The 22,955-nt window shown below is 64.6% G+C and carries 28 protein-coding genes; 23 read left to right on the forward strand and 5 right to left on the reverse strand.

The features are described 5' to 3' along the window. Positions 1–96 precede the first annotated feature (96 nt). Positions 97–828, forward strand: a complete 732-nt coding sequence (locus Q0139_RS06810) for a dienelactone hydrolase family protein (RefSeq protein ID WP_298019425.1) — start codon at positions 97–99, stop codon at positions 826–828. Here Q0139_RS06810 and Q0139_RS06815 read toward each other — a convergent pair. The 3 genes from Q0139_RS06815 to Q0139_RS06825 are packed head-to-tail and all read right to left on the reverse strand — an operon-like array spanning position 806 to position 2,981. After that, positions 806–1,264, reverse strand: a complete 459-nt coding sequence (locus Q0139_RS06815; protein WP_298019427.1) for a GNAT family N-acetyltransferase — start codon at positions 1,262–1,264, stop codon at positions 806–808. The two genes, Q0139_RS06810 and Q0139_RS06815, sit on opposite strands and share 23 nt — an antisense overlap. Next, entirely contained in the window at positions 1,264–2,388 is a 1,125-nt protein-coding gene (locus tag Q0139_RS06820) for a M14-type cytosolic carboxypeptidase (protein ID WP_298019431.1), read from the reverse strand. The genes Q0139_RS06815 and Q0139_RS06820 overlap by 1 nt, the downstream gene beginning before the upstream one ends. Beyond that, positions 2,385–2,981 carry a DUF4136 domain-containing protein gene (locus tag Q0139_RS06825; RefSeq protein ID WP_298019433.1) on the reverse strand — a complete coding sequence of 199 codons (597 nt, stop codon included), beginning with the start codon at positions 2,979–2,981 and terminating at the stop codon, positions 2,385–2,387. Before Q0139_RS06825 ends, Q0139_RS06820 begins: the two co-directional genes overlap by 4 nt. Positions 2,982–3,064: 83 nt before the next feature. Between Q0139_RS06825 and galE the strand changes: the two genes are divergently transcribed. Next, the gene (galE, locus tag Q0139_RS06830; RefSeq protein WP_298019435.1) at positions 3,065–4,069 is read left to right on the forward strand and encodes a UDP-glucose 4-epimerase GalE; all 1,005 of its coding nucleotides are present in this window, start codon (positions 3,065–3,067) and stop codon (positions 4,067–4,069) included. On the opposite strand, the gene Q0139_RS06835 is transcribed toward galE, so the two are convergent. Next, the gene (locus tag Q0139_RS06835; protein WP_298019436.1) at positions 4,066–5,070 is read right to left on the reverse strand and encodes a beta-propeller fold lactonase family protein; all 1,005 of its coding nucleotides are present in this window, start codon (positions 5,068–5,070) and stop codon (positions 4,066–4,068) included. The two genes, galE and Q0139_RS06835, sit on opposite strands and share 4 nt — an antisense overlap. A 128-nt stretch (positions 5,071–5,198) precedes the next feature. On the opposite strand from Q0139_RS06835, the gene ykgO reads away from it, so the two are divergent. Next, positions 5,199–5,324, forward strand: coding sequence for a type B 50S ribosomal protein L36 (gene ykgO, locus Q0139_RS06840; protein WP_298019492.1), 126 nt, complete (start codon positions 5,199–5,201; stop codon positions 5,322–5,324). Next, positions 5,324–5,929 (forward strand): HAD family hydrolase, encoded by a 606-nt coding sequence (locus Q0139_RS06845; RefSeq protein WP_298019438.1) that lies wholly within the window; start codon positions 5,324–5,326, stop codon positions 5,927–5,929. Before ykgO ends, Q0139_RS06845 begins: the two co-directional genes overlap by 1 nt. Before the next feature lie 7 nt (positions 5,930–5,936). On the opposite strand, the gene pyk is transcribed toward Q0139_RS06845, so the two are convergent. Next, a complete protein-coding gene (gene pyk / locus Q0139_RS06850; protein ID WP_298019440.1) occupies positions 5,937–7,418 on the reverse strand; it encodes a pyruvate kinase in 1,482 nt (493 codons plus the stop codon). A gap of 80 nt (positions 7,419–7,498) precedes the next feature. Here pyk and Q0139_RS06855 point away from each other — a divergent pair, with 80 nt between their 5' ends. The 19 genes from Q0139_RS06855 (at position 7,499) to Q0139_RS06945 (ending at position 22,947) form a co-directional block, all read left to right on the forward strand. After that, entirely contained in the window at positions 7,499–7,810 is a 312-nt protein-coding gene (locus Q0139_RS06855; RefSeq protein ID WP_298019442.1) for a DUF1244 domain-containing protein, read from the forward strand. 78 nt (positions 7,811–7,888) lie between these two features. Continuing rightward, a complete protein-coding gene (locus Q0139_RS06860; RefSeq protein ID WP_298019444.1) occupies positions 7,889–8,131 on the forward strand; it encodes a DUF2312 domain-containing protein in 243 nt (80 codons plus the stop codon). A gap of 41 nt (positions 8,132–8,172) precedes the next feature. Then, positions 8,173–8,493 carry a heavy metal-binding domain-containing protein gene (locus Q0139_RS06865; RefSeq protein WP_298019446.1) on the forward strand — a complete coding sequence of 107 codons (321 nt, stop codon included), beginning with the start codon at positions 8,173–8,175 and terminating at the stop codon, positions 8,491–8,493. A 5-nt stretch (positions 8,494–8,498) separates the two neighbouring features. After that, the gene (locus Q0139_RS06870) at positions 8,499–8,987 is read left to right on the forward strand and encodes an arsinothricin resistance N-acetyltransferase ArsN1 family B (RefSeq protein WP_298019448.1); all 489 of its coding nucleotides are present in this window, start codon (positions 8,499–8,501) and stop codon (positions 8,985–8,987) included. 122 nt (positions 8,988–9,109) lie between these two features. Beyond that, positions 9,110–9,859: a YebC/PmpR family DNA-binding transcriptional regulator gene (locus tag Q0139_RS06875; RefSeq protein ID WP_298019450.1), complete on the forward strand. Its 750-nt coding sequence runs from the start codon at positions 9,110–9,112 to the stop codon at positions 9,857–9,859. A 159-nt stretch (positions 9,860–10,018) separates the two neighbouring features. Then, a complete protein-coding gene (locus tag Q0139_RS06880; protein ID WP_298019452.1) occupies positions 10,019–12,484 on the forward strand; it encodes an alkaline phosphatase PhoX in 2,466 nt (821 codons plus the stop codon). 142 nt (positions 12,485–12,626) lie between these two features. Continuing rightward, a complete protein-coding gene (locus Q0139_RS06885; RefSeq protein WP_298019453.1) occupies positions 12,627–13,589 on the forward strand; it encodes an acyl-CoA desaturase in 963 nt (320 codons plus the stop codon). Positions 13,590–13,808: 219 nt separating this feature from the next. After that, positions 13,809–14,303 (forward strand): crossover junction endodeoxyribonuclease RuvC, encoded by a 495-nt coding sequence (ruvC, locus tag Q0139_RS06890; protein ID WP_298019455.1) that lies wholly within the window; start codon positions 13,809–13,811, stop codon positions 14,301–14,303. Further along, positions 14,300–14,896: a Holliday junction branch migration protein RuvA gene (ruvA, locus tag Q0139_RS06895; RefSeq protein ID WP_298019457.1), complete on the forward strand. Its 597-nt coding sequence runs from the start codon at positions 14,300–14,302 to the stop codon at positions 14,894–14,896. The genes ruvC and ruvA overlap by 4 nt, the downstream gene beginning before the upstream one ends. Beyond that, positions 14,893–15,441, forward strand: a complete 549-nt coding sequence (locus Q0139_RS06900; RefSeq protein WP_298019459.1) for a hypothetical protein — start codon at positions 14,893–14,895, stop codon at positions 15,439–15,441. Before ruvA ends, Q0139_RS06900 begins: the two co-directional genes overlap by 4 nt. Beyond that, on the forward strand, positions 15,434–15,835 hold the full coding sequence (locus tag Q0139_RS06905; RefSeq protein ID WP_298019461.1) for a GFA family protein: 402 nt from the start codon (positions 15,434–15,436) through the stop codon (positions 15,833–15,835). The genes Q0139_RS06900 and Q0139_RS06905 overlap by 8 nt, the downstream gene beginning before the upstream one ends. A gap of 171 nt (positions 15,836–16,006) precedes the next feature. Continuing rightward, positions 16,007–17,029, forward strand: a complete 1,023-nt coding sequence (gene ruvB / locus Q0139_RS06910) for a Holliday junction branch migration DNA helicase RuvB (RefSeq protein WP_298019463.1) — start codon at positions 16,007–16,009, stop codon at positions 17,027–17,029. A 268-nt stretch (positions 17,030–17,297) separates the two neighbouring features. Beyond that, the gene (gene ybgC / locus Q0139_RS06915) at positions 17,298–17,756 is read left to right on the forward strand and encodes a tol-pal system-associated acyl-CoA thioesterase (RefSeq protein ID WP_298019465.1); all 459 of its coding nucleotides are present in this window, start codon (positions 17,298–17,300) and stop codon (positions 17,754–17,756) included. 5 nt (positions 17,757–17,761) lie between these two features. Then, positions 17,762–18,457 (forward strand): protein TolQ, encoded by a 696-nt coding sequence (gene tolQ / locus Q0139_RS06920; protein ID WP_298019467.1) that lies wholly within the window; start codon positions 17,762–17,764, stop codon positions 18,455–18,457. A 158-nt stretch (positions 18,458–18,615) separates the two neighbouring features. Then, positions 18,616–19,089 carry an ExbD/TolR family protein gene (locus tag Q0139_RS06925; RefSeq protein ID WP_298019469.1) on the forward strand — a complete coding sequence of 158 codons (474 nt, stop codon included), beginning with the start codon at positions 18,616–18,618 and terminating at the stop codon, positions 19,087–19,089. Beyond that, the gene (locus tag Q0139_RS06930) at positions 19,089–19,901 is read left to right on the forward strand and encodes a hypothetical protein (protein ID WP_298019471.1); all 813 of its coding nucleotides are present in this window, start codon (positions 19,089–19,091) and stop codon (positions 19,899–19,901) included. Before Q0139_RS06925 ends, Q0139_RS06930 begins: the two co-directional genes overlap by 1 nt. 66 nt (positions 19,902–19,967) lie before the next feature. Then, positions 19,968–21,272, forward strand: coding sequence for a Tol-Pal system beta propeller repeat protein TolB (gene tolB, locus Q0139_RS06935; RefSeq protein ID WP_298019494.1), 1,305 nt, complete (start codon positions 19,968–19,970; stop codon positions 21,270–21,272). A 105-nt stretch (positions 21,273–21,377) separates the two neighbouring features. Beyond that, positions 21,378–21,896: a peptidoglycan-associated lipoprotein Pal gene (gene pal / locus Q0139_RS06940; protein ID WP_298019472.1), complete on the forward strand. Its 519-nt coding sequence runs from the start codon at positions 21,378–21,380 to the stop codon at positions 21,894–21,896. Positions 21,897–21,978: 82 nt separating this feature from the next. Continuing rightward, complete coding sequence (locus Q0139_RS06945) at positions 21,979–22,947, forward strand: mechanosensitive ion channel family protein (RefSeq protein WP_298019474.1); 969 nt, start codon at positions 21,979–21,981, stop codon at positions 22,945–22,947. Positions 22,948–22,955: the final 8 nt, after the last annotated feature.

The following is a 22,955-nucleotide window of genomic DNA, read 5'->3' on the forward strand; positions in this document are numbered from 1 at the left end:
GTTTGCCCTGAGCTTGTCGAAGGGCTGTCCTTACTTGCCGCGCCTAAAAAGAAAAGGGCAGGGCTTCGACCGGCTCGGCCCGGAGGGAGTATTTCGATGCCCATCAACCGTGAAACGATTGTCTATGAAGGTCCGGGCGGGCCGTTCGAGGGGGTAGCCGTTGCCGACAGCGATTGGAACGCGCCGCGCCCCGGCGTGATGCTGGTGCCCAATGTTCTCGGCACGAAGGAAGCGGACTTCGAAAACGCGGAGCGACTGGCGGACCTCGGCTATGCGGCATTCGTCGCCGATGTCTATGGGCAGGGAAAGCGCGCGAGCCGGGAAGACGACGATCCGGGGCGGTATATGAATGCGCTCAATGCCGATCGGGCGCTGCTGCGGGACCGGCTGCTGGCCTCGCTCGAAGCGATGAAGGGTCTCGATGCGGTCGATGCGAGCCAGTGCGCGGCAACCGGCTATTGCTTCGGCGGCAAATGCGTCCTCGATCTCGCGCGGGCGGGCGGCGGCGTGCGTGGCGTGGTCAGTTTTCACGGGCTCTACGACCGGCCCGGCTATGAGACGGGCAAGATCGCCGCGAAGATCCTCGTCTGCCATGGCTGGGACGATCCCCTCGCGCCGCCGCAATCGGTCATCGATCTCGGCGAGGAACTGACCGAGGCCTGCGCCGACTGGCAGATCCACGCTTATGGCCATACCGGCCACGGCTTTACGGACAGCGCGGCACCGGGCCGGCCGGGCTTCGGGCATCAGCCCGACAGCGACCGGCGAAGCTGGAAGTCGATGACCGATTTCCTGGCCGAACTGTTCAGTCCAGAGTCCGCGTCATGAAAACGTTGAAGTCGGTCGCCTCATAATCGCCGAACGGCGGGCAATAGCCATAGCCGAAGCGGCGATAGAGGCCGTGGGCGGCCTCGAACGGTGCGCCCGTGCCGGTTTCGAGGCTCAATTGCCTGATGCCGTGCGCCCTCGCTTCGCGTTCGATATGGCTGAGCAGGGCCGCCGCCACGCCGCGTCGCAGCGCCGCCTTGGTCGTCCGCATCGATTTGATCTCGCCATGATCGTCCGACAGCGCCTGGAAGGCGCCGCATCCGAGTAGCGTTTCACCATCCCACGCCGTGAAGAAGTGGACGGTGTCTGCAGCGAGCTTCGTCAGGTCGAGAAAGTGGCAGGTGCCGGGTGGCGAGGCGGCGAGCATCTCGGCGAAATGCTCTTCGAGCAGCGCGACGACGTCGGGATGGTCGAGCCCGCCCGCCCGGATCTCCATCAGACAGGCAGTTCGTCGATCATCGCGGCGAGCGCGGCGAGGCATTCGCGGCCGAGTTCGGCGCAGCGTTCGGGCGACCAGCCATGGTCGGGATCGGGCCGTTCGTGATTGTCCTTGAACGGCATCTCCAGCGTCATTGCGACACAGCCGAAGCGCTCGGCGACCTGGTTGGTCGACATGGAAAGGTTGCCCTTGCGCGGCGCGGCCACCGGATAGCCGAGCTTCACCTGGAATTCCGGCGAAGCTTCGAGCAGCTTTTCGAGATAGAGGTCGTAAAGCTTGCTCTGCCGCTCCGTCCGGCTCGGAATACCTTCGAAACCGGCGATGAAATTGGCGGGGATTGCCTCGTCGCCATGGACGTCCATCGCAAAATCGACGCCGGTCTCGTCCATCCGATTGCGGACGTAGAGAACTTCGGGGCTCTTCTCTGCGGTCGGCTTATGCCATTCGCGATTGAGGTTCGTGCCAACCGCGTTGGTTCGCAGATGTCCCCGTTTCGATCCATCGGGGTTCATATTGGGGATGATGTGGAGCGTCGCTTTCTTGCGCAGCGTATTCGCCACATCGTCGTCGGGATTGGTCAATCGTGCCAGCGCGCCTTCCATCCACCATTCGGCCATGCTCTCGCCGGGATGCTGGCGCGCATAGAGCCAGATCTGGAGCGGCCCCGTGCCCATCGTCAGATAGTCGAGTTCCTGCCCGTCGAGCGTTTTGCCCAGCGATTGCAGAGTCACGCCGTCGCGCTCGGCGATCCGGGCGACGAGTTCGTGGTGCCGCTCGGTCGTGTAGGGTGCGAAATAGGCGAACCACAGGCTGTTCGCATCGCTCTTGTGCCGGATGGTGAGGACGCCGTTCTCATAGCTGGTATCGGCGCAGCGCCAATCCTCGCGATCGACCGAAACGCGCGCCGCGTAATCCTCCCATCCCTTGGGATAGGCCGAACCGCCGCAATTGGTGATCCGCAGCGTCAGTTCCTGCCCCGCGCCGCCGGTGACGCGGAAATAGAACCACTGGTAGAATTCGGACTGGTGATCGATGACGATTTCGAGTTCGGCGGTCGTGCCGTCGACCGAGATCGGGCGAATGTTGCCGCCGTCAAAGGCGGAAGTGATGCTGATGGTCATGGAACGGTGATAGTCGTGCCCGACTCGCCGGGAAAGTCTTGAAACAGCGCATCGGCCAGCCTACGCACGCTCGCCGCCGGGCTCATTTCGCCGGGCTGGCTTTCGCGGATTGCGCGTCCTTCCCAGATCGTCGTCCCTTCGGAGCGCCGTTTCAGCGCCACGGAAAGCTGTGTCACGTCGACCTCGCCGCCGCGCGATCCGCCCACGCCCACGCTGGTGCCGACACCGACGCCGACATTGCGGCCGAAACTGCCGCCGCCGATCCCGATCGAAATGGGCGAGCGTTGCGCCTGGACGGCGCGAGAGCCGCGCAACACCTCGACCACGGCCACCATTTCCGCTTCTTCGATGTCTTCGCCGCGAACGAAACCCAGACGGCCCAGCTGCTCGGCGACGATATCGGCATAGGTGCGGAATTCGAGGCTTCCCTCTTCCGCAGGATCGGCCGGTTCGATGGCGACCTGCTGGTTCGGGATCGGCTGTTCGAGATGGAAGCGCGTAACCTGCGTTCCCTGTTGCATGCCGGGCGTCTGGCATGCCGCAAGGAGGCCGAACCCGGCAAGCGCGGCGGCGCGGCTAAGCGATTTCTTCATCGGGGCTCTCCATAACGCGCAATTGAACGGTATAGGATGAACGAACGTGGCACGATTTGGCTGCAAGGGGGAGTCTTTCGCCCATGACTGAGGAAAAGCGACCGGCCGTGCTGGTAACCGGGGGTGCCGGATATATCGGCAGCCATGCCGTTCACGCGCTGCTCGACAGCGGCTTTCCGGTCGTCGTCGTCGACAATCTGGTGACGGGGTTTCGTTGGGCGGTGGCCGATGGCGCAACCTTCGTGGAAGGCGATATCGGCAATGCAGCGCTCGTCGGCCGCGTGATTGCCGAGCACGATATCGGCGCGATCATGCATTTCGCCGGTTCGGTCGTCGTGCCCGAATCGGTGTCCGACCCGCTCAAATATTACGACAACAACACCGGCCGCAGCCGGGCGCTGATCGGCGCCGCCATCGATGGCGGCGTGAAGCATTTCATCTTCTCTTCGACCGCCGCGACCTATGGCATGCCGGACGTGGAGCGGGTGTCGGAAGAGACACCGACGGTTCCGATCAACCCCTATGGCCGATCCAAGCTGATGACCGAGTGGATGCTGCGCGATGCGGCGGCGGCGCACGACATCAACTATGGCGCGCTGCGCTATTTCAACGTCGCCGGGGCCGATCCGGAAGGGCGCACCGGCCAGTCGACGGCGGGCGCGACGCACCTGATCAAGGTCGCGGTCGAGGCTGCAACGGGAAAGCGCGATCATGTCGCCATCTTCGGCACCGATTACGACACGCCCGACGGCACGGGCGTGCGCGACTATATCCATGTCTGGGACCTTGTCCGGGCGCATGTTCTGGCGCTCGAAAAGCTTATTGCGGAACCCGAAGAAAGCTTCACGCTCAATTGCGGCTATGGCCGGGGGTTTTCGGTGCTCGAAGTGCTCGACGCCGTCGACCGCGCGACCAACCGGACGATCGAGCGCCGCATGGCGCCCCGCCGCGAAGGCGATCCCGGCATAATCGTGTCCAACAATGCGAAAATCCTCGAGACCTTGCCCTGGCGGCCCGAGCGCGACGATCTCGACACGATCGTCGGCGACGCGCTTGCCTGGGAGCGCAAGCTGCAGGAGCGCGGCTAGTCGGTTTCGATCACCACGGGCGATATGCCGAGCCCGTCGCCCTGCCGCCCGACATCGATCCGGCGCAGCACCTCTCCCGATGCGACATCCAGTTCTGCGACCGTGTCGGTGCCGGTTTCGGCGACAAAGAGCCGCTCGCCATCTTCGGAGAACAGGATCGTCACCTGCGCCGCTTCGACACTATCAGAGATCGAAAGCACACGCGTCACTCGGTGATCCGATCCGCGAATTTCCGTGACGGTGCCGTCGCCGTAATTGGATGTGAAACCACGCGACCCATCGGGGCTGATCGCGATCCGGATCGGCCCAAGGCCGACGCCGATTTCGGCGATAATCTCGAAGGTTTCGGTGTCGAAGACGGTCACTTTCATGCCGTCGCGATCGGCAACCCATAGCTCGCTGCCATCGGGCGTCAGCGCGATACCTTCTGCCGCCGCGCCGACGGGCAGGTCGCGCAGCTTGCGGCCATTTTCGAGGTCGATCACCGTCGCCGTGCCGCTGCCGATATTGGACACATAGGCGCGGCTCAAATCGGGGCTGACGACGACCATGTGCGACACGTCCTGCCCGGTCTCGACCGCTTCCACATCGTTGTCGGAAAGATCGACGACGGTCAGCGTGCCGCTACCCTCGGTCGTCGCGATCAGCCGGTTGTCGTTGGTCCAGACGATACCGTGCGGTCGCGCATTGGGCGACAGATCGATCGTTTCGGTTCGTGTGGCGCTGGCGACGTCGAAGATATCGATCGTCGTGCCGCCATAGGAAACGACGGCGGCGCGCGTGCCATCGGGCGAGATCGCGACTTCGTGCGGCTGGTCGCCGGTTTCGAGCCGTGCGCGTTCCTCGCCGGACGCGAGATCGACGAAGCTTACCGTCGCTTCGCCCTTGTTGCCGACCACCATCGTGCCGATCGCCGATGAGGTGCCGAGTTCGGGCGCGGCCGTCTGGGCGGCGCCGCAGGCAGAGAGAAACAGCCCGATGGGCAGCAGGAAACGGATCATGAGGGCTCCCCGATATCGCCGCCTGGCCGCGCATTTCGCGCCCGATGCAGCTTGACTTTGGCGTGCTTCGTCCATAGATGCGCGGCTCGTTTCCGACAACCGAACAAGCTGAAGGCCGGGTGACCGCCATGAAAGTCCGCAATTCTCTGAAATCGCTCAAGGGTCGCCACCGCGATAACCGCGTCATTCGCCGTCGCGGCCGCGTCTATGTGATCAACAAGACGAATCGCCGGTTCAAGGCGCGCCAAGGCTAGTGAATCCCACTGCCGTTGTCTTCGACGTCGGCAATGTCCTGTATCGCTGGGACCCGGACTTTCTCTTTCGGAAGCTGATTCCCGGTGCCGATGAACGGCGCTGGTTTCTCGACAATGTAATCACGCTCGAATGGCATGCCCAGCACGATGCCGGGCGCGCGCTCGATCCGATGATTGCCGAGCGGAAGGCGCAATTTCCCGATTCGTCCGATCTGATCGACGCCTATCGCGACCGCTGGCTGGAAACGATTCCCGGGCCCGTGCCCGGCGTGCATGACCTTGTCGAGCGCTTGGCCACGCGCGGCGTGCCGCTTTACGCGATCACCAATTTCGGCACCGAATTCTGGGCCCGCTTCATGCCAACGGCACCGGTCCTCGATCATTTCCACGATATCGTCGTCTCGGGCGAGGTCGAGATGATGAAGCCCGACCCGCGCATTTTCGCGCTTGCGCTCGACCGGTTCGGGCTGGAAGCGGGCGGGGCGGTATTCATCGACGATATCGAAGCCAATGTCGCGGCCAGCGACGCAGCCGGCTTTGTCGGCCACCATTTCACCGATGCCGGGACGCTGGAGCGCGATCTATTGGCAAAAGGGCTGCTCTGAGCCTCTCCTAGAGGCCGTCCTCGTCCATCGCCTTTTTCGTATGCCGCTTCAGCTCGTCGCCGGTCAGCTGGACGATATGGAGGACGTTGGTCGATCCCGGTGTGCCGAAGGGAACACCGGCAATCACGATCACCCGGTTGCCGCCCTTCGCGATGCCTGCGCGCAGCGCCATCCGCTTAGCCTTGGCCACCATCTCTTCGAAACTCGCGACGTCGCGCGTGTGAACCGCATGCGCTCCCCATAACAGGCCGAGCCGCCGCGCCGTCTTCAGCCGCGGCGTCAGCACGAGCACGGGCACGGTCGGCCGTTCGCGCGACAGGCGCCGGGCTGTGGAGCCGGAGGTGGTGTAGCAGATCGCCGCTGCGGCCGAGATCGTCTGCGCGATACCGCCAGACGCCTGTGCCAGTGCATCGGCGCTCGTCGCATCGGGCAGCGTTTCGGTAAAATGGACGCGCGCCCAATGGCTGGGATCAGCTTCGACCGCGACGGCGATATCATCCATCATCGACACCGCCTCTTCGGGCCATTCGCCGGCCGCCGTTTCCGCCGAAAGCATGATCGCATCGGCGCCGTCATAGACTGCCGTCGCGACATCGGAGACTTCCGCGCGCGTCGGCGTCGGCGCCTTGACCATCGATTCGAGCATCTGTGTCGCGACGACGACGGGCCGCCCCAGCATCCGTGCCTTTTCGACGATCTGCTTCTGCAGCGGCGGCACCGCTTCGGGCGGCATCTCGACGCCCAGATCGCCGCGCGCCACCATCACCGCATCGGCCGCCTCGAGGATCTCGTCGATCCGGCGGACGGCCGACGGCTTTTCGATCTTCGCCAGCAGCGCGGCCCGCCCCTGGATGATCTTGCGCGCCTCGGCCAGATCCTCCGGTCGCTGCACGAACGAGAGTGCGATCCAGTCGGCCCCCTGGTCGAGCGCGAAATTGAGATCGGCCCTGTCCTTGTCGGTCAGCGCCTTCAACGGCAGCACGATATCGGGAACGTTGAGGCCCTTGTTGTTCGAGAGCGTCCCGCCGACTTCGACCTTGGTTTCGATTCGCTCGTCCGACACGTCCGTTGCGCGCAACACGATCCGGCCATCGTCGAGCAACAGCCGGTTGCCCGTCGCCAACGCCTCGAAGATTTCGGGGTGCGGCAATTCGACGCGCTTGCGGTCGCCCGGCTCGTCGCTGCGATCCAGCGTGAAGGACTGGCCTTCCTCGAGCACCGCCTTGTCGCCCTCGAAGCTGCCGACCCGCAATTTCGGTCCTTGCAGGTCGGCCAGGATCGTCATCGGCCGGCCCGTCTCCTTTTCCAGCGCCCGGATCGCGGCGATGCGTTTGGCATGATCCTCATGGTCGCCATGGCTCATGTTGATGCGGAAGGCATCGGCGCCCGCACGATAGAGTTTGGCGATCATCGCCGGATCGCCGCTCGCCGGGCCGAGCGTCGCCAATATGCGGACTTTCCTGCTTCGTGGAGCAATGTCTGAAGTCATGCGGCCCTTCGCTTCTGGTGTCGCGAACGCCCCCGTCCTAGAGTCAGTCGGTGACAGATTAAACCGTGCAGGAGCGATAAATGTCCGAAACCATCATGCCCGAAATCGACGACACCGTCGCCGCGGACGCCTTTCGCCGCCTCGTCGCGCATCTGCGCCACCGTCATGACGCGGAAAATATCGACCTGATGGGGCTCGCCGGGTTCTGCCGCAACTGCCTGTCGGACTGGATCGCCGAAGCCTCGGCCGAGCGCGGCCAGCCGATGGAGAAGGAAGAGGCACGCGCGGCGATCTACGGCATGCCCTATGCCGAATGGAAGGGCCGCTATCAGGGCGAAGCGACCGAGGCGCAGCTGGCCCGGATGAAGGAGAGCGTCGCCAAAAACGCGTAAGACAGTGGGTATCGACCTTGAGGCCGGCGCTGCCTTCACCTAGAGCCGCGCCTCCCGTACGACATGGAGAATCACGAGATGGCCGAAGGCGCCGTACAGGCCGAGCGTTTGAAACTGCTGATCGAGCGTATCGAGCGGCTCGAGGAAGAGAAGAAGGGCATCGCCGACGACATCAAGGACGTCTATGCCGAAGCCAAGGCCGTCGGCTACGATCCCAAAATCATGCGTAAGGTCGTCAGCTTGCGGAAGATGGACAATGCCGACCGGCGCGAGCAGGACGACCTGCTCGAAACCTACAAGGCCGCGCTCGGCATGGATTAGGCGCGCCTCTTTCCCTATGTTTGCAGGGAAGGAGACTCGCGATGATCGTCACCACCACGCCCGGTATCGAAGGCCGGCCCATTGCCGAATATCACGGCATCGTCACCGGCGAAGCGATTATCGGCGCCAACATCTTCTCCGACATCTTTGCCAAGGTCCGCGATATCGTCGGCGGCCGGTCCGGCGCCTATGAGAAAGCGCTGCGTTCGGCGCGCGAAGAAGCGCTCGCCGATCTGGAACGCGAGGCGGCGGCCAAGGGCGCGGACGCCGTGGTCGGCGTCGATCTCGATTATGAGGTGATCGGCGATACCGGGTCGATGCTCATGGTGTCGATCTCGGGCACAGCGGTCCGGCTGGGGTAGCGCCGGTGGTCACCGTCCGCGACGGCGTGGCTTCCGATGCCGAAGGGTGCAGGGCTATCTACGCGCCCTTCGTTACCGAGACCTGGGTCAGCTTCGAGGAAGAAGTGCCCTCGGTGCGCGAAATGCGGCGGCGGATCGAAGGCTATGGCGAGAGCCACGGCTTCGTCGTCGCCGAGATCGACGGCACGATCGCCGGCTATGCCTATGGCTCGCCGCACCGGCTTCGCGAGGCCTATCGATATAGCTGCGATGTCGCGATCTATATCGATCCGGCGCATGCGGGCGAGGGAGTGGGCCGCGCGATCTACGACACCTTTCTTCCCCGCCTCGCCGAGCGCGGCATGCACGCTGCCTTTGCCGGGATTGCGCTGCCCAACGATGCGAGTATCGCGCTGCACGAAGCGGCCGGGTTCACGAAGATCGGCGTCTATCGCGAAGTCGGTTTTAAATTCGGCGAATGGCGCGATGTCGGCTGGTGGCAAAAGGTGTTGTGAGGTTTTTGCGGCGTTCGACCGCCAGATCGAGTCTGACAAACAAACCCCTCTCCCCGTTGCGCGCCGCGCAATCGCTGGGCTAAAGCGCCCCCAATCCTTTTTCAGCACATCGATGGAAGACCATGGCAGGCCATAGCAAATTCAAGAATATCATGCATCGCAAGGGCGCGCAGGACAAGAAGCGCTCGGCGCTCTTTTCCAAGCTCAGCCGCGAGATCACCGTGGCCGCGAAATCGGGCATGCCGGACCCGGACATGAACCCGCGGCTGCGGCTCGCGGTCAACACCGCCAAGGGCCAGTCGATGCCCAAGGACAATATCCAGCGCGCCATCGACAAGGCGACGATGGGCGATGGCGACAATTACGAGGAAATCCGCTTCGAAGGCTTCGGCCCGGCGGGCGTCAGCCTGATCGTCGAGACGCTGACCGACAACCGCAACCGCACCGTCACCGATGTCCGCACGATCTTTTCGAAGAATGGCGGCAATATGGGCGAATCCGGTTCGGTCGCGCACGGTTTCGAGCGGCTGGGCCTCATCACCTATCCGGCAAGCGCGGGCGACGAGGAGAAGATCCTCGAAGCGGCGATGGAGGCCGGGGCCGACGATATCCGCTCCGATGACGAGAGCCACGAAATCTGGACGGCGGCGGACGATCTCCACGCTGTCGCCAGTGAGCTCGAAAAGGCGCTCGGCGAACCGGAAGGCGCGAAGCTTGCCTGGCGGCCCAATGTCGAAGTGACGGTCGACAATGAGAAGGACGCCGAAACGCTGTTCAAGCTGATCGACACGCTCGACGACAATGACGACGTGCAGACCGTCTGGGGCAATTACGATGTGCCCGACGAGATCGCCGACAAGATCGGGGACTGACGATTTCGGCGCGCCTCCCGCCCGCCATCACATAGCTGTCGCAAATCTGAAATCGCCCTTTCAACGAGCCGTCGCCGGACTGCCACCGAAAGCCGCCATGAGGGAATGAGCCGGGCCGCGCTGCCCGGCATTTTCTATGGCTAATTTCAGGGGCAGGCGATGACGACAGATAATCCTTTCGTCGGATATTCCGACGGTGAAATCGACACCAATCCTTCAACGGCGACATCGCTCAACGACCTGATCGGCCAGCGGTATTCGCGCCGCGCGACGCTGATCGGCGGGCTGAAGGGCTTCACCGTCGCCGCGCTTGCCGGCACCATGCTTGCCGCGTGCGACGAAGACACGCCCGCGAACAACCAGCAGCCGACGGCGGATGCCGGCGCCGATATCCAGGCCGTGGCGGGCTCTATGGTCACGCTCCAGGGCAGCGCCACCGATCCCGACGGTACTGTCGACAGCGTCCAATGGACGCAGACCGAAGGCCCGACCGTGACGCTGACGGGCGCGAACACGACAATGGCGAGCTTCTTCGCGCCCGCCGTAACGCAGGATACGCAGCTCGTCTTCTCGCTTCGGGTGACCGACAACGGCCTCGCCGTCGTGACCGACGAGGTTACCGTCACCGTTTCGCCGGCACTGATCGGCTTTATGGCGATCCCCAAAAGCCTCGACGATGTCGTGACGGTGCCGGACGGCTATTCGGTCAGCATTCTCTATGCGCTTGGCGATCCGATCGACGCGACGACGCCGCCCTATAGCAACAATGGCAGCGACGCGAATTTCGACCGCCGCGCCGGCGATCACCACGACGCGCTCTATTATTTCGGTCTCGGATCCGGCGGCGCGCCCGATCCCGGCAACAGCCAGCGCGGGCTGCTCGTGATGAATCACGAGAACATTACCGAGAGCTATCTGCACGCGAACGGCCCGACGGTGTTGCCCGATGGACGCCGGCCGGAGGCCGAGGCCCGCAAGGAGATGTTCGCCCACGGCCTCAGCATCGTCGAGGTGAGCGCGGACAATGGCTGGAGCATCGATCGCGGATCGACGTTCAACCGCCGCATCACGCCGCTGACCCCGGTCGATTTCAGCGGTCCGGTGGCGGGCAACGCGCTGCTCGTCACGCAGTATTCGCCCGACGGCACCGAAGGGCGCGGCACGATCAACAATTGTGCCAACGGCTTCACGCCCTGGAACACGGACCTGACCTGCGAGGAAAACTGGGCCTTCTATTTCAAGCGCAACCCCGCCACCGACAATGGCGCGCGCAGCGCCAAGGAAATCACGGCGTTCAACCGCTACGGCGTCACCAGCACCACCGGCAATTATGGCTGGGTCACCGTCCAGACGGCCGATCCCGCCGATACCAGCTTCGCGCGCTGGAATGCCGAGGTCATGGGCGGCGATGCGACGCAGGATTTCCGCAACGAGATGAACCAGTTCGGCTGGATCGTCGAGATCGACCCCTATGACCCGGCGAGCAAGCCGCGCAAGCGCACCGCGCTCGGCCGCTTCGCGCATGAGGGCTGCTGGCCGTCGCTGTTCATCGATGGCACGAAGCCCGCCTGGTATATGGGCGACGACAATCGCAACGACTATCTCTACAAATTCGTCTCGGACACGCCGTGGAGTGCGGCCGATGCGGACGGGACCGGGCTCGCGATCGGCGACAAATATCTCGATGCCGGTACGCTCTATGTCGCGCGTTTCAATGAAGACGGGACCGGGCAGTGGCTGGCGCTCGTTCTCGGCCAGAACGGCATCGGCGGGGGCGGCGCCTATCCCTTTGCCGATCAGGCCGATGTGCTCACCCATGCACGGCTCGCCGCCGATGTCGCCGGCGCGACGCCGATGGACCGGCCCGAATGGACCGCGACCAACCCGCGCAACGGCGAGATGTATCTGACGCTCACCAACAACCGCGAACGCAGCAAGCCGATCGAGGCGGCCAACGCCGCCAATCCCCGCCATTACAACGATCCCAATCCGGGCGGCGACAATTTCGGCAATCCCAACGGCCATATCCTGCGGCTGAAGGAAACGGGCGGCAGCTCGGAGGCGACGAGCTTCGAATGGGATATCTTCCTCTTCGGTGCCGACGACAGCCTCGATGCCGACAATGTGAACCTGTCGGGCCTCGACGGAAGCAACGAATTTTCGAGCCCCGACGGACTGTGGTTCGGCCGCCCGTCGAACATTTCAGGCCAGGGCTTCCCGCTGCTGTGGATCCAAACCGATGACGGCGCGCTGACCGACCAGACCAACAATCAGATGCTGGTCGCGCAGCCCGGCACGGTCGGCGATGGCGAGGCCGTGACGATCACCAACGAGGCATCGGACGGCACTACGCGTCAGCAGGGGACGTTCGTCGGCAAGTCGGCGGACGATGTGAACCTGCGCCGCTTCCTCGTCGGTCCGGCCGAATGCGAAATCACCGGTATCGATTCGACGCCGGACGGCAGCGCCATCTTCGTCAACATACAGCACCCCGGCGAAAATGGCGGCCCCGGCAACATCACGAGCAACTGGCCGGCGAGCCAGGGCGGCGGCGGCGCGGGCAGCCGGCCCCGTTCGGCGACCATCGTCATCACCAAGGATGACGGCGGCATCGTCGGCTATTGAAATTGCGGCACGGCGCCGGTCTTCGGGCCGGCGCCGACCGCCAAATGGTTAACGTGAAAATTACCGTTAACGTAAAGTCTTTTGCAATAATTGTTAAAATTCGGTAAATAGCGGTCCTGTTTCTGGACGGAGGGCCGCATTCATGGCGACGAATTTCGCCAATTACGACGTCAGGACCCGCGATCCGTCGCGCGATGTCGAAGATCTGCTGATCGAAAAGCCGCCGCTCGGCGTGCGGATCGGCGATCCTTCGGCCACGTCCCGGCGGCGCGAGCATCTCTTCTATGCGGCGGTGAAGCAGGGCGGGGCAGTCGCGGCGATCGCCTATCTGTTCTTCTTCCCGACCGGCTGGGTCGAATGGACGGGCTTCGCGCTCTTCTACGTCCTCAACATCCTGTCGATGTCGATCGGCTATCACCGCTATTTCACGCACCGTGCCTTCGAGACATCCAGGCCGATGCGCTACGTGTTCGCCGCCTGGGCGCAGTTCGGCGTCTATGGGTCGCTGCTGCGCTGGGTCGCCGACCATCGGCGGCACCATGCGATGTCGGACAAGCCCGGCGACATTCACAGCCCGTATTTCGACGGCCATGGCCGCGCGCTTGTTGGCCGCAAAGGACTGAAACACGCGCATCTCGCCTGGGCCTATGACGACTGCATGACCGACATGGAGGTCTACGGCAAAGGCGTGGCCGACGACCCGGCGATTCTGTGGGCGCACAAGACGCGGTACCTGTGGTTCGCGGTTTCGGTGCTGGTGCTGCCGGCGCTCTGGGGCTTTGCGCTGGGCGGGGCCGACGCCGTGATCGGCACCGTGATGATCGCCGGTTTCCTGCGCTTGGCCCTCGCGCTCCATGCCATCGCAGCGGTGAACAGCTTCGGGCATAAATTCGGATCGAAGCGGTTTGAAGGGCAGGGCGAGGCGCGCAACAACTGGTTCCTGGGCCTCGTGACGCTCGGCGAAGGCTGGCACAACAACCATCACCGCCACCCGCGCGCCGCCAATGCCGGCATGGCCTGGTATGAGCTCGATCTGAGCTACTGGGTGCTGCGCGCGATGCAGGCGGTCGGGCTGGTGTGGAATGTCCGCCGGGTGAAGCTCTAGAGCGGCCGTTCCAGGCAACTTCGTCACGCCCACTTACATAGTCATTGCGAGGAGCCGAAGGCGACGCGGCAATCCAGGGCTACAGGCGCTGCGCAATTTGGCTCTGGATTGCTTCGCTTCGCTCGCAATGACGGACACGAAACGTGCGCCAGACGGCGAAGCACCGTTCACGTCCACGCGGGATTCCCTTTTCGTTCCGCCTGCGCTAACCCCATCCCTATGATCATTATAGGTCTCGATCCGGGGCTCGGCACGACCGGCTGGGGGGTGATCGCCGCGAACGGCAACCGTCTCTCGCACATCGCGCACGGCCAGATCCGCAGCGATGCGCGGGCGCCGCTGCCCGAACGGCTGGTGACGCTGGCCGACGGGCTGCGCGCCGTGCTCGCCGAACATCGCCCCGATTGCGCCGGGATCGAGGAGGTGTTCGTCAACTCCAACGCCCAATCGACGCTGAAACTGGGGCAGGCGCGCGGCGCGCTGCTGCTGTGCCTTGCCGAGGCCGGGCTGCCGGTCGATGAATATGCGCCGCGCCATGTGAAGAAGGCGGTCGTCGGCACGGGCGGCGCGGAGAAGGGACAGGTCCATGCGATGGTGGCGACCCTGCTGCCGCGCGCGAAATCGGCCGGATCGGACGCCGCCGATGCTCTGGCCATCGCCGTGACCCACGCGCATCGCGCGGCGACCGCGCGCCGGATCGGAGCCGCCGCATGATCGCCAAGCTGCGCGGCATTCTCGACGAGGTCGCGGCCGACCATGCCGTGATCGATGTCGGCGGCGTCGGCTATCAGGTCGCCGCCTCTTCGCGGACATTGGACGCTCTCGGCCCGAAGGGCGGCGACGTTACCATCCATACCGAAATGCTCGTCGGCGATGATTTCATCCGGCTGATCGGCTTTGCGAGCGCTGCCGAGCGCGACTGGTTCCGGCTCTTGGGCAGCGTGCAGGGCGTCGGCAGCAAGGTCGCGCTAGCCATCCTCTCGACGCTCGAAACCGGCGAGCTGCAAAGCGCCATCGGTGCCGGCGACGCCGCCATGGTCTCCCGCGCCCCCGGCGTGGGCCCCAAGCTCGCCAGCCGCATCGTCAACGAACTGAAGGACAAGGCCGGCGGCCTCGCCGCGACAACCGGAGGCGCCCCCGCCGCACCGGCTGGCGGCGCCTCCGCCGACGTGGTCTCCGCCCTCCTCAACCTCGGCTTCAAACCCGCCGAAGCCAGCAAGGCCGTCGCCGAAGCGCAGGGCGATTTGGGGGCTGACGCCGGGCTGGATGCGCTGGTGCGGACGGCGCTTAAGAAGGCTGCGAAGTGAACCAGAGTGAGTGGGTGGCCGAGCTTTCTAAGCTAGACGGAGATGCTCAAATCAAAGAGGTTTACGCACGATTCGGCGTGGCTATCTATTTCGCTCAAGTGCTCGAACACGGGATCGTAAACGCCTTGACCGTGTTTGAATTTATTCCGCGCGCGTCGGATTTTTCGTCGGAAGAAGAATGGACACTTGAGTACGACAACTTTGTCGAAGGAGAGTTCCAGAACACCCTCGGCAAGTTAGTTCGAAAAATGAACGAACATTCAATTATGGATGAGCAACTACGAGATAAATTTTCACAAGCCGTTCAGCGCCGCAATGCGCTCGCGCATCGCTTTTTTGGAGATAGCGCAGAAGATTTTTTGAGCACCGCAGGGCGTGCGAAGATGATCGTTCATTGTGAAGAATGTCGTGAGCATTTTAGTAATACGGATCATCTGCTCGAACAGAAGCTTGCGCCGATTCGATCAAAGTATGGAATTGACGAGAAGAAGGTTGAGGAGGTGATGTCGCGCATGTTTGAAGAGGCGATAGCCGAAAGTGAGTAACACCCGCACCGCCACCTGCCGCTGCGGCCAGCTCTCCGCCACTTGCGAGGGCGAGCCGGTGCGCGTGTCGGTCTGCCATTGCTTCGCCTGTCAGCAGCGCAGCGGGTCGCCCTTTGGCGAGCAGGCGCGCTGGCCGGCGGACAAGGTGACGATCGCGGGCGAGAGCACGGTCTGGGAGCGGACGACCGATGCCGGCAACGTCACCACCTATCATTTCTGCCCGACCTGCGGCACGACCGTCTGGTATCGGGGCAAGCCCTTCCCCGACGCCATCGCCATCCCCGTCGGGTTGTTCTGCGACCCCGATTTCCCGCCGCCCCGCTTCTCCGTCTGGGAAGAGCGCAAACACCACTGGGTGACGATCCCGGGCGAGGAGGTCGAGCATGTCGATTGAGCGAGAAGAAATCCTCCCCGGAACGGGGAGGGGAACCATGCAAAGCATGGTGGAGGGGCACCGAGTTCAGTGCGCTTCCGTCTCCCGCTGGCCGCATCGTCGTTCTTCGGCCGAGGGTGCCCCTCCACCGTCTTCGACGGTCCCCCTCCCCGTGCCGGGGAGGATTGGTTCATGACCGACCCCGACCGCCTTACCACGCCCGAGCGCAAGCCCGAGGACGTCGACGCCGCGCTTCGGCCGAAAACGCTCGACGAGTTCATCGGGCAGAAGGCGGCGCGGGAGAATCTGCGGGTGTTTATCGCGGCCGCGAAGGGGCGGGAAGACGCGCTCGACCATGTCATGCTGTTCGGCCCGCCCGGTCTCGGCAAGACGACGCTTGCGCAGATCGTCGCGCGCGAGCTCGGCGTCGGCTTTCGCGCCACCAGCGGCCCCGTCATCGCCAAGGCCGGTGATCTTGCCGCTTTGCTGACCAATCTCGAAGAGGGCGACGTCCTCTTCATCGACGAGATTCACCGGCTCGCCCCTGCGGTCGAGGAAATCCTCTACCCTGCGATGGAGGACGGCGTGCTCGATCTGATCATCGGCGAGGGGCCGTCGGCGCGCAGCGTGAGGATCGACCTGCCGCGCTTCACGCTGGTCGGCGCGACCACGCGGCAGGGGCTGATCACGACGCCCCTCAGAGACCGTTTCGGCATTCCGATCCGGCTGAACTTCTACAGCGTCGAGGAACTGGAACAGGTCGTCACCCGCGCTGCCGCGCTGCTCGACCTGACGATTACCGAAGACGGAGCACACGAGATCGCGGCGCGGGCCCGGGGAACGCCGCGGATCGCCGGGCGGCTGCTGCGCCGGGTGCGCGACTTCGCCCATGTCGGCGGCGACGAGCGCGTCGACGCGACAACGGCGGACGGCGCGCTGACCCGGCTCGAGGTCGACCGGCTCGGCCTCGACACGATGGACCGGCGCTATCTCGCGATGATCGCCGAGGATTACGCGGGCGGGCCGGTCGGCGTGGAAACGCTGGCCGCGGGCCTCTCCGAACCGCGCGACACGATCGAGGAGGTGATCGAGCCCTATCTCATCCAGATCGGGCTCGTCGCCCGCACGGCGCGCGGGCGGTGCCTCAACGCCAAGGGCTGGAAGCATCTAGGGCTCAATCCGCCCAAGAGTGCGGAGGACGGGCTGTTCGACTAGATATCCCCCTCCCTTTCAAGGGAGGGGTGTAGGGGTGGGTGACAGAGAAGCGGGCTCGATGCCCGCTTCGGAGTTCTGCAACACGGAGAGCCGTCGGGGGCATCGAGCCCCCTCCGTCTCACCCCACCCTTACATCCCTCCCTGAAGGGGAGGGAGCTAGCTTGGCCTGCGCCCAGCCGAGCGTTCTTCGCGCCCACCGGTTTCCATCGCGCGACGATCCGAAATTCCCTGCTTCCCGCCGGACTCGGGCTCCCCTATGGCGGGGCGAATGAGCGAGACGGCAATCGACCGACCGGCGACCGGCCGATTTGCGGGGAATACGCACCATTTCCCGCTGCGCGTCTATTACGAGGACACCGATCTTTCGGGAATTGTCTATCATGCCAATTACTTGCGCTACATGGAGCGCGCCCGATCCGACATGCTGCGTCTTGCCGGGATCGACCAGCGCGAGGCGATCGAAGCGGGCGAGGGCGCCTATGCGATCGTCGATCTCGCCATCAAATATCGCAGTCCCGCGCGGTTGGAGGACGATCTGCTCGTGATCAGTACGGTGGAACGGGTGTCGCCGGCGCGTGTTATCATTCATCAAACAGTCAGGCGCGATGACACGATATTGACGCAAGCGACGGTGACAGCGGCGCTCGTGTCTCCCGAAGGCCGACCGCTGCGCCAGCCGCGCGCATGGGTCGAGACGTTCAGGCGGCTGATGGAAGGGGAAGACTGACCGTAATGACCGGATTTGAAATCGGCGGCGACGAATCGCTGATGAACCCGCTGACCCTGTTCATGCAGGCCGATATCGTCGTGAAGGTGGTGATGGTCGGGTTGTTGCTCGCCAGCATCTGGACCTGGGCGATCATCATCAGCCACACGCTGAAACTCGGCAAGCTGCGGCGCAAGTCGGAGCGGTTCGAAAAGGATTTCTGGCGCTCGGAGGATATCGACCGCTTCCACGATACGCGCGGCGGCGAGGAAACGCCGGCGGCGCGCGTGTTCGGGGCGGGGCTTTCCGAGTGGCGCCGTTCGACCAAGGGCGGCCCGATCGATCGCGACGGTACGCGCCAACGCCTCTCGACGGCCATGGGCGCGGCGATCGCGGCGGAGATGGACAAGCTGTCGGACCGGTTGAACGTGCTCGCGACGGTGGGGGCCGTGGCCCCGTTCGTCGGGCTGTTCGGCACCGTCTGGGGCATCATGCGCGCCTTCACCGATATCGCCGGGCAGAGTTCGACCAGCCTCGATGTCGTGGCGCCGGGCATCGCCGAGGCGCTGTTCGCGACGGCTCTGGGCCTGTTCGCGGCGATTCCGGCGGTGATCTTCTACAACCGGCTGACGCACGGGCTGAACCGGCTCGAGGCGCGGCTGACGCGGTTCGCGGACGGCTTCCATGCGACGCTCAGCCGGGAATTGGAGACGGATCGATGAGGCGGTTTCCCCAATTCCTCCCCGGTACGGGGAGGGGTACCATGCGCAGCATGGTGGAGGGGCGCCTACCAATAGCACTGCGCTCAAGGGGAGAGTGCCCCTCCACCGCCTTCGGCGGTCCCCCTCCCCCTCGCTTCGCTCCGGGGAGGATTTAGATCATGGCCATCCAGCTCCCTTCCGAATCCACCCGCGGTCGCCGGGCGCCGATGGCGGAGATCAACGTCACGCCGTTCGTCGACGTCATGCTCGTGCTGCTGATCATCTTCATGGTGACGGCGCCGTTGCTCGCCTCGGGCGTGCCGGTGGAGCTGCCCGAAAGCCGTGCCGCGGCGCTCGATCAGGACCAGGAACCGACGCAGATCGTGATCGACGCTTCGGGGCAGATCTATGTCGACGACGTGCCCGTCAGCGATGTCGAACTTGCCACCCGTCTCGGCCAGATCGCGTCGCGGCCTTCTGGGCCGGACGGACCGTCGGTCTTCCTGCGCGCCGATACCGCGCTCGATTATGGCCGTGTGATGCTCGTCATGGGCGAGCTCAACCGCGCAGGGCTCAACCGGATATCGCTTGTCACGACCAGCGCCGACAGCGCGCCGGGTGAAGGCAACGCCGACGAGAGCGAGGAGGGCTGATGGAACGCGGCGAACAGATCGGCCTGGGTGTCGCGATCGTCGCGCACGCCCTGCTGTTCGTCATCCTGTCCTCGACGCTGCTCGTGCGCGAGGAAATTCCGCGCCGGGAGGCCGTCAGCGTCGTACTGACCGACAATATCGGCGAGACGTCCACCGCGCGCGATCGTCCGGCGGCTGCGGCAAGGCCGAGCCCCGAATCGATCGACCGGATCGAACCGCTGCCGCTGCCCGACGTGATTCCGACGCCGCAGCCCTCGGTTTCGCCCGCCCCGCGACCCTCGACTCGGCCCACCGAGCGCGTCCGTCCGCGCCAGCGCGAACGCCCGCGGCAGACGCAGCGCGAGGCGAGCGGCCCGGTCGACCGCGGCGACCGCCGCCGCGCAGACAATATCTCGAGCAGCCGTCCCAACCGCATGGCGGGCATTACCGACGGCATCAGCGCCAGCAACGACAGCGGCACGTCGAGCTCGCAGGCGCCTGTCGGCGCCTCCGACCAGGCGAGCCTGATCAGCGCGATCACCCGGCATGTCCGCCGCTGCTACAATCTCGGCGCAATGGGTGGCACGGCGGCGGAGGACATCATCGTCTCGCTGCGTCTCCAGCCATCGCGCAACGGTTCGATATCCGGCGGCCAGATCAGCGTGAGGAGCACACGCGGCGTCAACGGGTCGAACCGGCAATATGAGCGGCAGATGCAGGAAGCGGCGCGATCCGCCGTGCTGAGCTGCGGCTTTCCCGACCTTCCCGACAACATGTATGAAAATGGCTGGAGCGATGTCGTGCTGAACTTCATCCCGGCCCAGCTGACCTGAGGAGCGATACCGATGGCCCCGACCCTTTCCCTTCACCGGTTCCTGCGGCGTCTCGCCGTTGCGCTGATGGTGTTCTCCGCCGGGAGCGCGGCTTCCGCGCAGGAAAACTCCGGCCCGATCGAAGGCGATGTCGTCGGCGGCATCTCCAACCCCAGCAGCATCGCGATCCCCGATTTCCCGACGCCCGCCGATGTCGGGACGCCCGCCGGCAATACCGCCGAGATCGGCCGCCAGGTGGCGCAGGTGATCGAGGCGGACTTGCGCAATTCCGGCTTCTTCAACCCCGTTGCGCGCAACCTGCTGCGCCGCGTGACGATGCCGCAGGTGACGAGCCCCGATTATCCGGCGTGGAGCCAGGTCGGCGCGCAGCATCTGGTTCAGGGCTATGTCCAGAATGGCGGCAATGGCCGGCTGACCATCGGCTGCTATCTCTACGACGTGTTCGCGCAAAGCTCGCTCGACCGGGCCGGTTATGAGGTCGATTATGCCGACTGGCGCCGCGCCGCGCATCGCTGCGCCGACATGGTCTATGCCCGGCTGACGGGCGAGGGCGCCTATTTCGACAGCCGCGTTGTCTATGTCGCGGAGTCGGGACCGAAGAACAATCGCACGCGCCGTATTGCGGTGATGGACACCGACGGGGCGAACCACCGCTTCCTGACCAACGGCCAGTCGATCGTGCTGACGCCGCGATATGCGCCGGACGGGCAGAGCATCGTCTATATGAGCTATCTCAACGACGAACCGCGCGTCTATTTCTACGATCTTGCCAGCGGGCGGCAGCGCACGCTCGTCGATTCGCAATATATGACCTTCGCGCCGCGCTATTCGCCGGACAGCCGCTATGTCGTCTTTTCGATGGCGGTGAACGGCAATACCGACATCTATCGCGTTCCCGTTTCCGGCGGACGGCCCGAGCGGCTGACGAACACGCCGGGGATCGACACAGGCGGCAGTTATTCGCCCGACGGCAGCCGGATCGTCTTCGAGAGCGACCGTTCGGGCTCGCAGCAGCTCTACGTCATGAACGCCGACGGGTCGAACCAGCGGCGGATCAGCTTCGGCGGCGGCAGTTTCGCGACGCCCGAATGGAGCCCGCGCGGCAACCTGATCGCCTATACGCAGGTCGGCGGCGGTTTTCGCATCGGCGTCATGCGGCCCGACGGCTCCGGGTCGCGGCTGCTGACCAACAGCTGGCAGGACGAGGCGCCGAGCTGGGCGCCGAACGGGCGCGTCATCCATTTCTTCCGCACGCCGCGCGGCGACGGCCTGCCCTCGCTCTACTCGGTCGACGTGACCGGGCGGATGGAGCGGCGGCTGCCGACCCCGGTCGGCGCCTCCGACCCGAGCTGGTCGCCGCTCAATGACTAGGAACGCATGACTGAAGACTCGCAAATGAACCGATTTCGTATCCCGCGCGTATAACAGAGCGGCAGATAGCGGGGCCGCACCCTTGATAGAGAAGGATAGATGACCATGGCTCGACTTCCCAAAACGGCCATTCTCGTGGCAGCCGGATCGGCGCTCGCGCTCGGTGCCTGTTCGCGCGATGCACCCGAAGAACTGCCGCCCGCGCCGATCGGCTCGAACGACAACGGCATGAACGACGGTATGAACGATGGCGGCATCGTCCCCGGCAGCCGCGCCGATTTCGTTCAGCAGGCAGGAACCGACACCGTCTATTTCGAAACCGATTCGCACGATCTCGATCCCGAATCGCGCGCGATCCTCGATGCGCAGGCGCGCTGGCTCGTCGCCAATCCCGGCGTCCGCGTCACGATCGAGGGCCATTGCGACGAACGCGGAACGCGCGAATACAATCTCGCGCTCGGCGAACGGCGCGCCAATTCGGCCAAGAACTATCTCGCCGCACGCGGCGTCGATGCGAGCCGGATGACGGTCATCAGCTACGGCAAGGAACGCCCCGTCGCGCTGGGCTCCGACCCGGCAAGCTGGGCGCAGAACCGCCGCGCCGTGACGGTGGTTCCGCTCTAGAATCCGCCCAGCCGCAACGGATTGCGGCGACGACGAATCGACCGGGGCGGAACATGGCCTTCCGCCCCAGCGTTCACGATACATGGCCTCCGGAACCGACCGCATCATCCGTGCCCCGATCGAGCTGATCAGCGGCAAGACCCAGGCGATGGTCGAGGGGTTCTACCTCCAGCTCCCGAACATCATCGCGGCGGTGATCCTGCTGGTCTTCGCCTGGCTGTTCGGCAAGGTGGTGGCGCGCATCGTTGCCGGCATCGCCACGCGGCGGCAGCGGCCCGATCTCGGCAATTTGCTGGGTTCGCTCGCCAAGGGCATCTTCTACCTGCTGGCGATCCTGGCCGCGGCCGCAATCGTCTTTCCGACGGTCAATCCCGGCGACATCCTCGCGATGCTCGGTATCGGCTCGGTCGCCATCGGCTTCGCGTTCAAGGACATTTTGCAGAACCTGCTCGCCGGTCTGCTCCTCCTGATCCGGCGGCCCTATCATCGCGGCGACCAGATCAAGGTCGACGATTTCGAAGGCACGGTCGAACATATCGAAAGCCGCGCGACGATGATCCGCACCTATGACGGACGGCGCGTGATCATTCCGAACAGCGACGTCTATACCTCGCCCGTCACGGTCAACACCGCCTATGACATCCGGCGCGACGAGATGGACATCGGCATCGGCTATGGCGACGAGCCGCGCGCGGCGCGCGAGGCGTTTCTCGAAGCGATTCAAGGCGTCGACGGCGTGCTCGCCGATCCCGCGCCCGAGGTGCTGCCGTGGAAGCTCAACGATTCGACGCTCGATCTGCGCGCACGCTGGTGGGCGCAATCGCCGCGCGCCGAGCAGCTCGATGTGCGCTCGCGCGTGCTGCTGGCAATTTACGACACGGCCGCGGAGAAGGGCATCGACCTGCCCTTCCCGACGCAGGTCATGCTGTTCCACGATCAGACCGAAGAGGCCGATGGTGACAGGACACGGCAGCGCGAAGGCTGGCCGGCGGGAGACGAGCCGCCCAGGCCGCGATGGAAGGTGGAGAAGGCGGAGAAGCCGGAGATTTAAGCCTTCGC

It is taken from the genome of uncultured Parasphingopyxis sp. (assembly GCF_937129435.1).
Lineage (GTDB): Bacteria > Pseudomonadota > Alphaproteobacteria > Sphingomonadales > Sphingomonadaceae > Parasphingopyxis.